Genomic DNA, 14659 nt, shown 5'->3' with positions numbered 1-14659 from the left:
CAATGAGAGTGCGACAGCAGTTGGTCGTCCTGCACCGCTACGTCGGGCTGGTGATGGCAGGCTTCCTGATCATCGCCGGCCTGACCGGCGCGCTGCTGGTTTGGTACTACGAGCTCGACGCCCTGATCAACCCGCAGTGGCTGAAGGTGGAACCCCCGGCCGCGCACAGCGAACCGCTCTCGCCCTTCGCCCTGCGCGACCAGGTGGACGCCGCCTACCCTGACGCCAACGTCCACTGGATGATGCTGGCGCCACCGGACGCCCACAGCCCGGTGCGCTTTTTCCTCAGCGCGAAACCGGGCGCGGCGGCGTTACCCATCGACGAAGTGTTCGTGAACCCCTACACCGGCCAGATCCTCGGCGGCCGTCTGTGGGGCGACCTCGGCCAGGGCCTGGCCAACCTGATGCCCTTCGTCTACCGCCTGCACCACTCCCTGGCCCTGGGCACCCTTGGCACCTGGATCTTCGGCATCGTCGCCCTGCTCTGGATCCTGGACTGCTTCGTCGGCGCCTGGCTCACCTTCCCACCGCCGCGCCGCCGCGACGCCCGGCAACGCCCCCGCCGCTTCTGGAAACGCTGGGCCAAAGCCTGGCTCATTCGCTGGCGCGCCGGCGGCCACAAACGCGCCTTCGACCTGCACCGCGCCGGCGGCCTCTGGCCCTGGGCCCTGCTGCTCGTCTTCGCCTGGAGCGGCGTCGCCCTCACCCTCTACGACGAAGTCTACCGCCCCACCACCGGCCTGCTCCTCAGCTTCCAGGCCGACCCGCTCGACAACGTGCTTGCCCGCGCCAACCCCGCCCAACAACCCCAAATCGGCTGGGAACCCGGCTACCACGCCGCCCGCCAACACCTGGAAGCCCTGGCCGAAGAACGCGACCTCACCATCCACACCCTGGAACGCTTCACCTACACCCCGCACAAGAACGCCCTCAAACTGATGGCGCGCACCAGCAGTGATGTGAACGAGCGGTTCGGGGAGACCTGGGTGTATGTGGACGCCACGGACGGGCGCCTACTGGGCTACTACCTGCCCACCGGGGAAGCGGCGGGGAATACGGTGACGACCTGGCTGACCAGCCTGCATATTGCGGCGGTGGGAGGGGTGGCTTATCGGGTTGTTGCGACGGTGTTCGGGTTGGCGGTGATCGTTCTAAGCACTACCGGAATCATAGTCTGGTGGCGAAAATGGAACGCTAGCCGATAGCGAAGGCTTCGGGGCAGTCAAAGTGTCAGAAAGGATGCCGAAAGTGAGGGTCAGCTACCGCAGGAACCAAACGCCTTGCCAGCCTTCCTTTTAAGAAACCCTAAATGGGAGATTACTGGCGCCGTTTCCCTTAATATCCTCGATAAAGTCCGAATATCTATAACTTCGAGGATAGTAGGAGAATGACTTTAGGTCGTAATAATCATCCTTATTCATGTATCTTCGGCTAGTTTCCAGACTTATTTCTTCAGCATCTTCGGCGGAAATACTGAGGCTTGGATGAACATGCCCTATACCCGATTCATAAAGTTCCCTTGGATCAACCAAATCGCCACCTGCTTCGCGAATACTAGACACGTACCCCCTTGCGGATTTCGGCGACCCAAATACTACTACCGGGCCAACAGACACACCTTTTATGCAATCAGCGTGCTCATCAAGCCATGCTATTGTCTCGCTCAACGTCTTTTCGCACTCTCCAGCATAGAGCAACACGTTTACTTTAACCCAAACATCATTATCTCTGCAGGCTTCCAAAAAATCTGAAGCACGGCGCAAGTACTTATCCGGACTCTCCGACTTATTCATAGCCAATAGTTGAGATGGTGATGCACTCTCCAGCCCCAGATCAATCGCTTTCAACCCCCCGCTCGCCAAAGATGATATGGAAGTTGGTTTAATTGAATCTACCCGTGTCTCACACCTCCAAAAGATACGGTTTCTATACTCCCCAGCAGCCCTAGCGAACTTATCTGACCAACTTCTATTGGGAGCAAAAAAGGACGATTGAACATAAGGTCTCACACCAGGATCGTCATACTGAGCAGCAACGTCCTGAATCTGACGAGCCATTAAGGCTGGCTCTTTGAGGGGCGTTAAAGGCACATTTCGTTCCTCGCAAAAGGCGCATCCCATACCACACCCTCGAGACGCCTCAACATTTGGCTGAAACTCCCTAAAGTTATCCACCAAATTATGTTTAAGGCCAAAAGGAACGGCTGCTGATTTAAAAATAGAAATATTATTAAAATTTTTTCTTTCGGCAAGTCTGATTATTTTTTCCTCCGCAAGACCTTCTACAATCTCATCTACGAAAGGAAGCTTGCTTTTTAACCATGAAGGGTCCGACCCTACAACCCATCTTCCACCAAGAATTACCGTAGTGTCAGGACTTATAATCTTAACCATCTGAGTGAAACGCTTCGTCCAAGATAAAGCATAAAAACTTTGCATAGATAACATCAAAGGATACTTTGAACCAAGGTATCCGCGCTGATGAATTTTCTTTGCAAATGATTCGGGTTCCGAATGACCACCATGAAATAATTTCACGCTGTAACCATTAGCATCAAGAATAGTAGCCAGAGTCAAGGCTCCATAATTCAAGTATTGCTGTCGACGAGATAAAATATTATCTCGTTTTTTAGGCTTATCCATACCCGCTGACACAAAAAGAACACTCGATCTTGAGGTCATACCCCCTCCCTTAAGCTAAGGTGGCCAGCACAGATTGGAGCGCATGAGCAAAAAGCGAACACCAACGGCCATCACCAGCAGCGCCTCTAAATTTTTGACACTTCACCTTCCAACTTAGCTGCATTTCTATAGTTAAATTAAAAACACCTTCAGCTTCCTTTTCTTAATCCAAAAAGGAAAAACTTCAGATCCAAATCCTGCATAACCTAATCTAAAACCAGAACCACTTACGCATTTATCTAAGCTAATACGCAAGTTCAGCACCCGCCCTGCAGCGCAGAGGGAAGGGCTCCGGTGGAGAGTCATCAAGCCCATAACGAACTAGGATAATCGAGTGTTCTTACTAACTCCGTGAGCCGGAATCTATCCGGTTGCCTTCGAGGTCGTACTTAACCCAACCCTGATTCACCTTTTGAGGAGGATAGATACTCATGTGGTGCCAGGTATGGTATTTAGCGACCAGTTCTCCATTAGGGCCAACCTCGTCATAATAGTCGTCATCATTATCCATCCCTTTCCTTTGGGAACTCTTCGAGTCAGTCCTGACGAGACAATTGCCCTCTTCTACCGGCAAAAACGGAAACTGGTTAGGATCAATCATGTCTCTCATCTCCTCTCTAAAACATGTGCATTAGGCAATAGAACGTGGATAACCAAGCGTACAGACCATCATGACTAGCGCGTTTCGCTTAGATAGGTTTTCTGGCCCCCAGAAAATAAAACGTGATATGCATTACAAGTCAATATCTATATTCGCTTGTCGCGCAGGAACAAAAAAGGGTAAGCGTCCGGTAATCCCACCTTGTCAGGCGGAGGTCGGCGCCCAGTTTTGCGGCAGGAGTTCGTCGATGGCGTTGTTCTTGTGCGTCGGCAGCCGAGCCAGCACATCCTTCAGATACGCATAAGGATCGTGGCCGTTCAGCTTCGCCGACTGGATCAGGCTCATGACGGCGGCCGCACGTTGACCACTGCGCAGAGAGCCCGCGAACAGCCAGTTATTGCGCCCCAGCGCCCAGGGGCGGATCTGGTTTTCCACCCGGTTGTTGTCGATCGGCACCGCGCCATCGTCCAGGTAGCGCGTCAGCGCCGCCCAGCGTTTCAGGCTGTAGTCCAGGGCTTTGGCCGTACCCGAGCCGTCCGGGACTTTTTGCCGTCGGGAGATCATCCATTGGTGCAGGGCGTCGGCGATGGGCCGGGCTTTTTCGTTGCGCAAGCGCTGGCGGTCTTTATCCGGCAGATCCTTCGCCTCTCGCTCGATCCCGTACAGCGCACCGATGGACTCCAGCGCTTGGGCGGCCAGCTCACTCTTGTTGGCCACGTGCAGGTCGTGGAACTTGCGACGGGCGTGCGCCAGGCAACCGATCTCGGTAATGCCCTCGCCGAAGCCCGCCTTATAGCCAGCGTAGTCGTCACACACCAGCTTGCCATGCCAGTCCCCCAGGAAGGCGCGGGCGTGTGCGCCCGCCCGGCTGGGCGCGAAGTCGTAGACCGTGGCCTTCAGTTCAGAGAACGAGGTGCTGCAGTAAGCCCACACATAGGCCCGGTGGGTTTTCTTCTTGCCCGGTGCCAGCATCGCTACCGGCGTTTCATCCGCGTGCAGCACCGGCTGGGCTAGCAACTGGGCTCTGAGCGCATCCACCAGTGGCTGCAACCACACACCGCAGGTGCCCACCCACTCGGCCAGGGTGGAACGGGGGATCGCCAGACCGGCCCGGCCGAAGATGCGCTCCTGGCGGTACAGGGGCAGATGATCGGCGTACTTGGCCACCAGCACCTGGGCCAGCAGCCCAGACGTCGGGATGCCTTTGTCGATGACTTGCCTCGGCACCGGCGCCTGGATCAAGGTCTCGCATTGCTCGCAGGCCCACTTGCCCCGGATATGGCGCTCCACCGTGAACTCGCCCGGCACGTAGTCCAGCTTCTCGCTGATGTCCTCGCCGACGCGCTTGAGCGCACACCCACAGCGGCATTGCGTATCCTCGGGTTCATGGTGGATCAGGGTGCGGGGCAGTTGGGGCGGTAGCGGGGCGCGCTTGGGCTGTTGCTTGGCAGCGGCGGGGGGCGCCTGCGTTGGAAGTAACTCGGCCAGCTCCGCCTCCATGGCGGCCAGGTCGGCGTCGATCAGTTCGTCAAGCAACTGGCCCTGCACGCCCTTGAACTGCTCGCTGCGCCGGGCGAACTTGTGGCGCTTGAGCAGCGCCAGTTCGTGGGCCTGTTTCTCGATCACCGCGTCGCGGTGACGGATCGCTTTTTCTTGTTGGCTGAGGGTCCGGTCATTTTGGGCGAGGACCCGATCCTTGCTCTCCAAGTGATCGAACAACTCGGTGGCCAGGGCACGGAGTTGGTCGGGAGAGAGGGCGTTGAGGTCAGGGCGCGAGGTCATGCGGACAGTATGCCAAGCCAGCGCCCGGTGGGCGATTGGAGGTTGGGCGTATAGCCAACGGGAACGAGGTGTGGTTACAGCACCGAGATCACGGCCTCGTCGCCCAGTCGCTGCCAGGGCAGGCCCTGCACCAGGGCGGCCAGTTGTTCTTCATTCAGGCGCAACTGATCGCCGCGCCAAGCGTCACCCCAGTGGAACTTGCCCCGATGGAGCCGGCGGGCGCACAGCCAGATACCGAAGCCGTCGTGGATCAGCACTTTCATGCGGTTGCCCCGGCGGTTGGCGAACAGGTAAGCCTGATGTGGCTTCGCCGCACCGAACACCTGGATCACCCGGGCCAGGGCCTTGTCCGGTCCGGCGCGCATGTCCAGTGGCGCGGTGGCCAGCCAGATCTCGTCGATGCGGATCATCGCAGCAGCTCGCGTAACAGGGCCAGGCACTGATGGGCTTGCTCGGCGGGCCATTCCACGATGACCGGTCCGCCGGAGCGGGGCACTTCAATGCGGATGCGGTTACCCGACTCCTTGGCGCAAGACCGGTCAGGAGGGCTCGACGCCACCGGTACCGCCAAGGGCATAAACGCGGGTGACGTTATTGTCTGGCCGGCTTGCTCGGCTTCACGGATCCAGCGGCGGACCAGGTTGGCGTTGAGTTGGTTGTCCAGGGCGATCCGGGAGACGGACACGCCCGGTTCCTGACAGGCGGCCACGATGTGCGCCTTGAACTCACGGGAGAAGTGACGGCGACGTCGTGGTTGAGGTTGGGGCTGAGATACGCTTAACGGGTCCATCGATAGTGTCCACTAAGAAATAAGTGGACACTATCGTGAAGGCCGCAACCGTCGACTCAAGATGGGGTCGCCGGACGCTTACAAAAAAGGGCCATAAAAGTCCTCTTGATAAGTTAGAACCAACTAACGCTTAAAAGCACGCCATCAGCCGCTCCAAACCAAATACAGCTCCTTCGCCGCCTCCACATCGTCCAGCCGGCGCGCGGGCCGGGCGAACAGCGCCTAGGTGACGGTGTCCGGGTCGTTTCAGGAACGCTTCGCCTACTACCCATACCCACACAAAAACGCACTCAAACTCATGGCCCGCACCGGCAGTGACGTTAATCAGCGTTTTGGTGAAACCTGGGTCTACGTGGACGCCACCACCGGCGCGCCGCTCGGGCACTACCTGCCAACCGGTGAGGCCTCCGGCAACACCGTCACCACTTGGCTGACGACGCTACACATCGCTGCAGTGGGCGGGTTGCCCTATCGGATAGTGGTTACGTTACTCGGCTTGGTGGTTGCGGTGCTAAGCGTCACCGGAGTGATTATTTGGGGGAGGAAGTGGAGAGCGCGTCGATAGTGGGAAACGTAATTTCATTTATTCGAGCCCCAGTGCTCCTCTCGCTTGCTCCACAGAGGTGGTATCGCCCTTTTGAGCATCCAGGAGCCCCAGAGCAACGACCTTCATGAATCGCAGCTCTTTCTCGGTTCTCTCGTAATCCTCAAACCGTTGAATCACAGCTACCTCGCGGCCTCGATTAGTCAGAAGAAAAGGGCGGCGGGTCACAACCTTACGGGGATTGGCCTTCAGATCAGAAAGAGAGACGACATCTTCCAAGAGTTTCTTAGACATGACAGTTATCCGTTAAGTGCACCCAAAACCATCTATTACTCCCCACAGGAAAAGTGTCAATACAATAATCCAGGTCAACAAAACCACAAACTGCCTTTCACGACGATGCGCCACATTGGCCAGATGAGGAAGGTGTGGAACATGCATCGGCAACCCAAGAAAGTAATTAATACTCCAGTTGATCGCGAACAGACTAACAAGACCAATCATCCACGGCCTTCCTGGATCACTAGGGCAGGCCATCATATATATCGTGCCAAGGGTACCGATAAAAAAAACCAGCATCAAAGTCCACTTAATTGCTTTCTTATTCATAGCCCCAAGACATTTCCCGTCCAAAAAAATGAGAACACTAAAGAGACCAAAGAAAAAAATAGCTATGCGCAAATTTCGCCTCGCCCTCAAAAGAGCCAAGCTCTGCGTCCCATCAAGTCCCGAGCCATAAAGCAGTTAGATACGCACCGAAGTTATAGCATAAATTCGGCTTCCCCCAACGGCGATATGATTCCGGCTCATGCCTGCACCACGCACCTAGGAATTTAGCGCCCAAAACGACCGATATAATAATTGAAGAAGTAACCCATACCACAGCGATCTCGTTCATTTCATTCCCAATTTCCGGCTCATTCCATGACTGGATTAGGCGCGCCGCACCAGCTCAATAGTCTCCTGGCGACCGTCCAAATAAAAACTGAGGGACTTTTAATTACCGCCATGCAATATAGAATTCAAACCTCCCCAACGGCTCAAGTCCGCAGGAAGAACTTCCACAGATCCCGTCTGGCTATTACGGCGGAATAGTAGATTTGGCCTACCTGACAGTTCCCGTGCAGGTACGACACTGCCATCTGGAAGTTTCACCTTAGTACCGGCAGTGATGTAGAGGCCGGCTTCCACAATTGAATCATCTCCCAGTGATATCCCTATGCCTGCGTTAGCCCCCAAAAGACTCCGCTCACCAATGGCGTTAATCCGTTTTCCACCGCCGGATAAGGTTCCCATTATAGATGAGCCCGCACCGACATCAGACTTTTCTCCGACGGTAACGCCAGGCGTTACCCTGCCTTCGATCATGCACTCCCCCAAACTTCCGGCGTTGAAGTTGACGAACCCTTCGTGCATGACCGTAGTTCCCGGCGCCAAGTGGGCTCCAAGCCTGACGCGATCTGCGTCGGCTATGCGAACACCAACAGGCGTGACGTAATCAACCATGCGCGGAAACTTGTCGATGCTCAGTATAGTCAGGTGGTGACACTCATTAGCAATGCGGCCCCTAAGCTCATCTACCTTTGCAGGAAGAACCGGGCCAGCCGAAGTCCACGCGACATTCGTCAGCAGAGAGAATGCCCCTTCCAGACTCAGCGCGTTTGGCTTGACCGCGCACTCGGAAAGCAGATGGAGACGAAGATACACCTCTTCCGCGCTGGTTGGAGCAACTGACAGATCACCGACTTCCATCTCAACGAAGTCGCTTCGAATCAGCCCAACTTTCTTGGACAAGCAGTTTCGCTCTTTTTTTTTATTATCTCGAGGAAACCAGCAGTCCAGAGTAACGCCAGACTCAGAATCAGTGTATCGATGTCCTATCCGCTTAATCTTCATTTAGCATCCTTGGTTTCTCAGATAGCAAAGGAAAGACCTGACCCCAAACTCCTTTCCTATCCGCCAATCCAATACGATAGCGAAATCATGGATCCCAACGTCTAGTTTCTATGAAACGCTGCGGGACACAATGATAGTACTTGGCAATAGAGGCCATCACATCAAAGTCAATTTTGGGGTTCTGTTGGCAACCATCACCGGAAGGTAGCCAAACACCATCCCAATCTTCGGAGAGATACGATGCCAGAAGACCGATCTGTTCGGTTCGACGATTTGCTCTCAAACGCCCTAATGACCGGGCAATCAAGTCTGAGGGCATCGTATCCACTTTGATTGGTTTCGGATCTGCACATCGTCCTTCATCATCTAAAACCACCGTATACAGAATTTCTCGCCAAGCATGCTCCGGGCTTTGGTCAGATACAATTAAATGAGCTACCGCGACATGAGGAAACCCGGCCCTCAGCAATGCCTCCGCTTGTGAAAAGCCATACTGGTTAGGTGACCTCCCCTGTTTCTTATAAGTCGCCCTAATAATTTTTATCTCTATAGCCAATGACATGGAAATGAGCAATTCATCTCCCTCATAGGGGATGATAAGCAAGTCTATATCACCCGGAAATTCGACATGAGGTAGAATCTCCTTGGTAGGCACAAGACCGCTAATAAAAACTCCGCTACCCTTCGGCATATCATCAAAATAGTTGGGCATAAGGCATTGATATCCATGACCAAATAGCCTTCTATGGCATACGAACTCCATGATCAAAAGCCGCTCATCATGCGTTCTTGCCCATTTCTTGGGGACAAAAAAAGCACGCTCACCATGTTTCAGGCGTCTGGGCTTTTCTAGTATTGGCACTCTATATTCCATACATCCCATTACAACCAGAAGAAAAGCGACATCACTTCACTTAGATAGAAATCCAAAAACCGCGCTCCATTTCCATTTTAAAATTTCTCTATAATTTTTATGTGTTCACCGACTCTCTATACAGGACCAGCTGCAAGAAAACCGGCTTATCACAGGGAAGCGCCTCTCTTAAGAGCCCATTACCCTCTCTGAAAGAAGGGACTCATCCTCAGCCTTCCCTACTACACCGATCCTTTTTACTGACGATCGCGGACACCTCCATCATATGCCTCCGACCCAGAGCCGTGAGCCTGTACAACCTCACTGTCTTTTTATCTGTCTGCTCCGATGAGACTTCCAACATGCCCAAAGCAGTAAACTGGACTATCACTTTATGTACTACTCTATCAGGAATATAAAATGAGGATAGTTCTATATTCGGATCGTCTCTCACAAGCTTCTTTTCAGAAGACTCTTTCACCAACCTAGCCAAACTTGATTTTATGTCACTCTCTCTTGAATCAACAATCAAGTAGGGAGCAAAAGATTCAAAGATCTCATCCCAGGAATGAGATGACATATCGCTTATTCGCTCATGCCGGTCAACGTCGCGATGCCCCTTACTTCGGTCTGAAAGTGTAGCCCGATATTCGAGTTGAAACACCTCTTCGCCTTGGGCTAATCGCCCAGACCCCGTTGGTGCCTCTACTCTTAAATGCGCCAGCTCCTTATCTCGAGCTTCTATAAGATTTCTTAAACGAACTATTTCTTTATAGGATTCTTCAGATGCTAACCGATCAGCCCTAACCCACCCCGGCCTTGGATTCTTCTTTATCAGTTGGCTAAGGCTTCGGCTAACCACCGCCCCCAATTCATAGGGGTTATTCCACTCTTTGTAAAGGCGCGTTCGAAGAACCCTCCTGAAATGATCGAATTTCCGCCTCCCCAAATCTGTACTTTCGGAATATTTTTGTTGCCTGGCCCCTGGGTCAGCGTGAACAAATGCAATCACAGGAATTCCTTTCTCTATTGCATATTCGTACTCTTTTTGTGTATACCCAATGCCTTCCTCATCCGTTGATCCATATCTTCCGCCCAAAACCAATATGTAATAGTCACACTGATCTATCAAATCTGAGATATAGGTCCATTGATCTTCATTTGCAGCAGGAAAATACTCCATCCCAACAGGAAAGCAGTCAAGCTCCAAGATGGCCTTCATTACTTCTAGTCGTTCTTCCTTAAGATCTTCGTATGTTGAACTCAAGAATACCTGGTAACGTTTTTCCATATTCCCCCCAAACAAAAAAGCCCACCTTAACCACGACATTTTCTCGATAGAGCAAGCCCGTCCCCTTCTATCAAACTCCCATCTGGTTTCCCTCGGCATACGCCCTGATCAGACCTCCATAAGCCTCGAAAGGCGGAAACTGCTCATAGCTGTATTTGGCTGGTGTCGACACCCAAGGCAGCTTTTCGCTGGTAAAAGTCTCAATGAAAGGCTGACTCCAAACAGGTTGATCAAGTATCCCCGGGCGGATATTCACAAACTCTTCGATCCCCTCGGGCCGGGTAAACATCCAGCTCATGCAATGCGGACAAAAATAATGACGGGATGCGCCGTGCAACCCCCCAATCACCGGCTCGCCTTTTATCACCGAGAAACCCGGGCTGGGGATGGCGGCACTTAACGAGTAGGCACCGGCACTCATCTTCTGACACCCGGTACAGTGGCAGGCCATGGTAAGCAATGGCTGAGCTTCGATGCGCACCCTGACCTGGCCACATCGACAACTACCCTCAATTGGCAACACCTTTCCCGTCATACTCCTCTCCTGCTAATTTCCTGTGATACCTGCCCCTCGAGTCGCCTTCTAGGCGATACGCGCCGGGGCGCTGCTTTTCTCCAAGCGGATGGCGATCAGCTTGGAGGTGGGTGTAAAGCTGCCGTCGCCATAGCTGTCCATGGGCACCAGCGGATTGGTTTCCGGGTAATAGGCAGCGGCCTGGCCGGCGGGGACATCGTACTCCAGCAGCGTGAAATCGCTGACCCGCCGTTCCTCGCCATCACGCCATAGAGAAACAACATCGACCTTGTCGCCATGCTGGAATCCCAGGCGTTCGAGATCGGCACGATTGACGAACACCACCTTGCGGCCGCCGTGCACGCCCCGGTAACGGTCATGCAGGCCGTAAATGGTGGTGTTGTACTGGTCATGGGAGCGTAGGGTTTGCAGCACCAGATCCGGTTTGGCGCCGGAAGCCAGCGTCTCCGCATCCACCAGAGTGGCCGGTAGTGCGTGGCTGACCAATTGGGCACGGCCGGATTCCGTTTGCCATTGGCGGTCGCGGACGGGGTTGCCCAGGTAGAAGCCGCCCGGCGCCTTGAGCCGCGCATTGAAGTCGTCAAAACCGGGAATGGTGTCCTGGATCAGATCACGAATACGGTCGTAATTCTCCACCAGGGCACGCCAATCCACCGGTGTTTTGCCCAGCGTGGCTTCGGCGATCCCGGCGATGATCTCCGGCTCGGACCGCATCTGCTTCGACAAAGGCCGCAGCTGCCCATGGGACAGGTGCACCATGCTGAACGAGTCCTCCACGGTGACGCCCTGCGGGCCGTCCGCTTGCTCATCAATGTCGGTGCGCCCAAGACATGGCAGGATCAACGCCTCGTTGCCGCATATCAGATGGCTGCGGTTCAGCTTGGTACTGATCTGAACGGTCAGTTCGCAGCTCCCCAGCGCCTCATGCGTGCGCGCCGTGTCCGGCGTGGCCTGGGCGAAATTGCCGCCCAGCGCCAGAAACACCTTGATCTTGCCCGCCACCATCGCCTGCAGCGTGGTGATCACGTTGTATCCGGGCTCACGCGGCGGTGTAAAACCGAACCGTTTTTCCAGGGCGTCGAGCAAGGCCGCTGGCGGCTCGTCGGCAATGCCCACGGTACGATCCCCTTGCACATTGGAATGGCCGCGCACCGGACACAGTCCGGCGCCCTCGCCGAACTGGCCACGCAGCAATTGCAGATTGGCGATCTCCTGGACGGTTGCCACTGAATGCTTGTGCTGGGTAATGCCCATGGCCCAGCAGATAATCACCCTTTTACTGTCGCGATGAATGCGCGCGGCCTGTTCCAGAATGTCACGGCTGATCCCCGATTGAGCCTCGATCTGCTCCCAGCTGGTGGCGTCCACCATCGCCAGGTATTGCTCCATGCCGTCGGTGTGTTGGGCAATGAAGTCATGATCAAACACTGCTTCGCCGCCGCTGGCCAGGGCTTCCCGGTCCCACTGCAGCAACCACTTCACCATGCCTCGCACCGCCGCCATGTCACCGCCCAGAGCCGGGCGGAAGTACGCGGTGTTCAGTGGTGAAGAGGTCTGAGTCAGCATTTCCAGCGGATCCTGGGGCGCCTGGAACCGCTCCAGCCCCCGCTCTTTCAGCGGGTTGAACACCGCCACCTGGGCACCACGTTTCACCGCATCGCGGATCGGCTCGAGCATACGCGGATGATTGGTGCCCGGGTTCTGGCCAAACAGGAACAACGCGTCGGCTTTATCGAAATCAGCGAAGGTGACGGTGCCCTTGCCGGTACCAATACTTTCGATCAAGGCCACGCCGCTGGCCTCGTGGCACATATTCGAGCAATCCGGGAAGTTATTGGTACCGAACGCACGCACGAACAACTGGTATAAATAGGCCGCCTCGTTACTGGCACGCCCGGAGGTATAGAAGCTGGCCTGGTTGGGGCTTTCCAGACCATTGAGATGGCGCGCGATCAACGCGAAGGCGTCCTCCCAACCCATCGGCTTGTAGTGATCGGTTCGCCGGTCATACACCATCGGCTCGGTGATCCGGCCCTGGAACTCCAGCCAGTAGTCATCCTGTTGCAACAATTCGGTAACGCTGTACTTCTCGAAAAAGGCGGCATCCACGCGACGGCTGGTGGCTTCCCAGTTAACCGCCTTGGCGCCGTTCTCACAGAACTTGATCATGCCGCTTTCGGGGGATTCGCCCCAGGCGCAGCCCGGACAATCGAAACCGTTGCTCTGGTTGGTCTTGACCATGGCATAGAGGTTCTTGAACGGCTGCTTGCTCTCAAACCAATGGTCGGTGACGGCGCGCAGGGCGCCCCAACCCGCGGCCGGGCCCTTGTACGGCTTGAAGCGCAGACGGTCGGCGGGGGGAAGAGTGTCGCTCATGGTGCGTCTCCGATGTCCGGACGGGGCGCCGGGCTGTACAGCCGGGGCTCAGTGACGGAGCTGATGGATCAGGTTGAGGCCGCTGTAGCGCCACCTCAGGGAAGAAGCGGCGGCAAGGCGAAGTCAGGATAAGACGATTTGGAGGGTGGGGCAAAGTAGAGAAAGGCAGGGCCCGGCCGCCCTCTCCCCCAGGCATCCATTCAGTTCCCGGGAGGCACCATGGACCAGAGAATCAATCCCATTTATTGAGCGGTTAACTCTGGGCATTGAAAGCGGCATGATAGGCAACCACCCCACGCGGCAACGATGGCCCCAATGGCAGCACCTGAAAGTACTCAGCGGGAACGTCGGGCAGAATCAGGCCCGCCTCCGGCTTGAAGCCAAAACGGGAGTAGTAAGCGGGATCCCCGAGGAGCACACAGCCCGCCGCATCAATCTCCTTCAGCGCGCTCAGCGCCGCCTTCATAAGCGCACTGCCGATACCGCGTCCCTGGCGCTCCGGGCTAACCGAGATGGGACCCAGCCCATACCAACCCGACGCGCCATCCGAAATTGAAACCGGTGATAGCGACACCTGGCCGATCACCCTGCCCATCTCCACCGCCACCAACGATACGGTGAGAACGCCCGCCTCTCGCAAGGCGTCAACGATGAACTGCTCGGTATGATCCGTGTGCGGCGCATTCAGAAACGCAGCCGCCGTTACACCATGGATGGCCGCAATGTCGGACGCGGCTTCCGCTCGGATTTCGAAGTTCATTCAGAGATCCAGGTTCACCTTTGCCAATACAACCCTTGATACGACTTACAGTATAGCGCCCGAACACACCGGCACGAGCTAGATCTTTTTCCTGTCCGCGGGGTGATTGACACCGTCATTGGTTGGCACACCCTCTATCTTCAACGGGTTAATGCCTTCCAGACAGGCGACATTGAAACCATACTGTGAAGGATTGGAGCGTCTTTGATGGTGAGTATAAATCCCGCAACGACCGCAAAAAAAATGCTTCGCCGTCATTGTGTTGAACTGATACAGCCTGAGAACATCATCGCCTTTCAATATCCGGATACCAGACAGGGGCACCGAGGCCACTATCGCTCCCCTTCGTCGACATAGAGAGCAATCACACCTACGCACTTCAACCAGCCCGTCGGGGAGATCAAATTCAATCTCCACCGCTCCACAATGGCATGTCGCCTTGTGTTTTGGCCGAATCGGCACACCGTCCACTTCATGGAGGTTATCCATCATCGCTCAATCCTTACACCCCACTTTAGACAGCGATCAAATAGCCCGCCGGCAAAAGGCG

General features: G+C 55.2%; 16 protein-coding genes. 2 read left to right on the top strand and 14 right to left on the bottom strand.

The annotated features are described in order from the left end of the window. The first annotated feature begins 2 nt into the window (after positions 1 to 2). Positions 3 to 1205 carry a PepSY-associated TM helix domain-containing protein gene (locus B5T_RS01635; protein ID WP_014992702.1) on the top strand — a complete coding sequence of 401 codons (1203 nt, stop codon included), beginning with the start codon at positions 3 to 5 and terminating at the stop codon, positions 1203 to 1205. Between the two features lie 90 nt (positions 1206 to 1295). On the opposite strand, the gene B5T_RS22445 is transcribed toward B5T_RS01635, so the two are convergent. The 5 genes from B5T_RS22445 to tnpA all read right to left on the bottom strand — a co-directional run bounded on the left by B5T_RS22445 (position 1296) and on the right by tnpA (position 5854). Beyond that, a complete protein-coding gene (locus B5T_RS22445) occupies positions 1296 to 2681 on the bottom strand; it encodes a B12-binding domain-containing radical SAM protein (RefSeq protein WP_014992701.1) in 1386 nt (461 codons plus the stop codon). A 343-nt stretch (positions 2682 to 3024) separates the two neighbouring features. Continuing rightward, positions 3025 to 3282, bottom strand: coding sequence for a hypothetical protein (locus B5T_RS01630; RefSeq protein ID WP_051015431.1), 258 nt, complete (start codon positions 3280 to 3282; stop codon positions 3025 to 3027). Between the two features lie 204 nt (positions 3283 to 3486). Then, on the bottom strand, positions 3487 to 5064 hold the full coding sequence (gene tnpC, locus B5T_RS01625) for an IS66 family transposase (protein WP_014992699.1): 1578 nt from the start codon (positions 5062 to 5064) through the stop codon (positions 3487 to 3489). A gap of 74 nt (positions 5065 to 5138) precedes the next feature. Next, complete coding sequence (tnpB, locus tag B5T_RS01620; RefSeq protein ID WP_014992698.1) at positions 5139 to 5474, bottom strand: IS66 family insertion sequence element accessory protein TnpB; 336 nt, start codon at positions 5472 to 5474, stop codon at positions 5139 to 5141. Further along, positions 5471 to 5854 carry an IS66-like element accessory protein TnpA gene (gene tnpA, locus B5T_RS01615; RefSeq protein ID WP_041716686.1) on the bottom strand — a complete coding sequence of 128 codons (384 nt, stop codon included), beginning with the start codon at positions 5852 to 5854 and terminating at the stop codon, positions 5471 to 5473. Before tnpA ends, tnpB begins: the two co-directional genes overlap by 4 nt. A 298-nt stretch (positions 5855 to 6152) precedes the next feature. Here tnpA and B5T_RS23810 point away from each other — a divergent pair, with 298 nt between their 5' ends. Beyond that, positions 6153 to 6419, top strand: coding sequence for a PepSY domain-containing protein (locus B5T_RS23810; RefSeq protein WP_081586939.1), 267 nt, complete (start codon positions 6153 to 6155; stop codon positions 6417 to 6419). Positions 6420 to 6437: 18 nt separating this feature from the next. Here the strand turns inward: B5T_RS23810 and B5T_RS01605 are convergent, their stop codons facing one another. The 9 genes from B5T_RS01605 to B5T_RS22440 form a co-directional block, all read right to left on the bottom strand. Continuing rightward, on the bottom strand, positions 6438 to 6692 hold the full coding sequence (locus B5T_RS01605) for a type II toxin-antitoxin system Phd/YefM family antitoxin (RefSeq protein ID WP_041716684.1): 255 nt from the start codon (positions 6690 to 6692) through the stop codon (positions 6438 to 6440). A gap of 12 nt (positions 6693 to 6704) precedes the next feature. After that, on the bottom strand, positions 6705 to 7007 hold the full coding sequence (locus tag B5T_RS01600; protein ID WP_041716682.1) for a hypothetical protein: 303 nt from the start codon (positions 7005 to 7007) through the stop codon (positions 6705 to 6707). Between the two features lie 387 nt (positions 7008 to 7394). Continuing rightward, positions 7395 to 8294, bottom strand: a complete 900-nt coding sequence (locus tag B5T_RS01595; protein WP_014992693.1) for a DapH/DapD/GlmU-related protein — start codon at positions 8292 to 8294, stop codon at positions 7395 to 7397. 85 nt (positions 8295 to 8379) lie between these two features. Then, positions 8380 to 9006, bottom strand: coding sequence for a hypothetical protein (locus B5T_RS22935; RefSeq protein ID WP_014992692.1), 627 nt, complete (start codon positions 9004 to 9006; stop codon positions 8380 to 8382). A 370-nt stretch (positions 9007 to 9376) separates the two neighbouring features. After that, positions 9377 to 10438 (bottom strand): DUF4062 domain-containing protein, encoded by a 1062-nt coding sequence (locus B5T_RS01590; RefSeq protein ID WP_041716680.1) that lies wholly within the window; start codon positions 10436 to 10438, stop codon positions 9377 to 9379. Positions 10439 to 10508: 70 nt separating this feature from the next. Beyond that, positions 10509 to 10973, bottom strand: coding sequence for a GFA family protein (locus B5T_RS01585; protein ID WP_041716678.1), 465 nt, complete (start codon positions 10971 to 10973; stop codon positions 10509 to 10511). A gap of 48 nt (positions 10974 to 11021) precedes the next feature. Continuing rightward, complete coding sequence (locus B5T_RS01580; protein WP_014992689.1) at positions 11022 to 13349, bottom strand: FdhF/YdeP family oxidoreductase; 2328 nt, start codon at positions 13347 to 13349, stop codon at positions 11022 to 11024. A 253-nt stretch (positions 13350 to 13602) separates the two neighbouring features. Next, positions 13603 to 14109, bottom strand: a complete 507-nt coding sequence (locus B5T_RS01575; protein WP_041716676.1) for a GNAT family N-acetyltransferase — start codon at positions 14107 to 14109, stop codon at positions 13603 to 13605. Positions 14110 to 14187: 78 nt separating this feature from the next. After that, on the bottom strand, positions 14188 to 14601 hold the full coding sequence (locus tag B5T_RS22440) for a GFA family protein (protein WP_081586811.1): 414 nt from the start codon (positions 14599 to 14601) through the stop codon (positions 14188 to 14190). Positions 14602 to 14659: the final 58 nt, after the last annotated feature.

Source organism: Alloalcanivorax dieselolei B5 (assembly GCF_000300005.1).
GTDB lineage: Bacteria > Pseudomonadota > Gammaproteobacteria > Pseudomonadales > Alcanivoracaceae > Alloalcanivorax > Alloalcanivorax dieselolei.
Note: the sequence above shows the minus strand (reverse complement) of the source record. Positions and strands in the feature narration are given on the sequence as shown.